The organism is Rhodococcus sp. KRD175 (assembly GCF_017168275.1).
GTDB classification, from domain to species: Bacteria; Actinomycetota; Actinomycetes; order Mycobacteriales; family Mycobacteriaceae; genus Rhodococcoides; species Rhodococcoides fascians.
On the sequence record NZ_JABFAQ010000060.1, the window covers coordinates 1 to 454 of the forward strand.

At 38.8% G+C, this 454-nt stretch carries 2 tRNA genes; both read left to right on the forward strand.

The annotated features are described in order from the left end of the window. The first annotated feature begins 181 nt into the window (after window positions 1–181). Window positions 182–256: transfer RNA gene (locus tag J1M81_RS25160), tRNA-Asn, on the forward strand. Between the two features lies 1 nt (window position 257). After that, a tRNA-Ser gene (locus J1M81_RS25165) sits at window positions 258–345 on the forward strand. Window positions 346–454: the final 109 nt, after the last annotated feature.

Genomic DNA, 454 nt, shown 5'->3' on the forward strand with positions numbered 1-454 from the left:
ATATAGTGTACTTGATGTTATAAAGATGTATTTGAAAAATCAACATTAGCATACTAAATTAAATATTAGCGGAACAAGTGCAACTAAAGTGTAAATGTTCCGTTAATTTTTTTAGGTTTTCTCTTGAAAATATTAAGATGCTTGATATAATAGTATTTGTGCTTGATAAAAATTTAATTATTCCACAGTAGCTCAGTGGTAGAGCTATCGGCTGTTAACCGATCGTTCGTAGGTTCGAGTCCTACCTGTGGAGCCATGGAGATGTACTCAAGTTGGCTGAAGAGGCGCCCCTGCTAAGGGTGTAGGTCGTTCTGCGGCGCGAGGGTTCGAATCCCTCCATCTCCGTTTTTAGGGTAATTGGCGTTGATTGACGTTAGCCTAAAGCCTTGATACGACAGCGTTTGTTGATATTCGTTGATTAACGTTAAAAGTCGTATTTTGGCCTATATGCCAA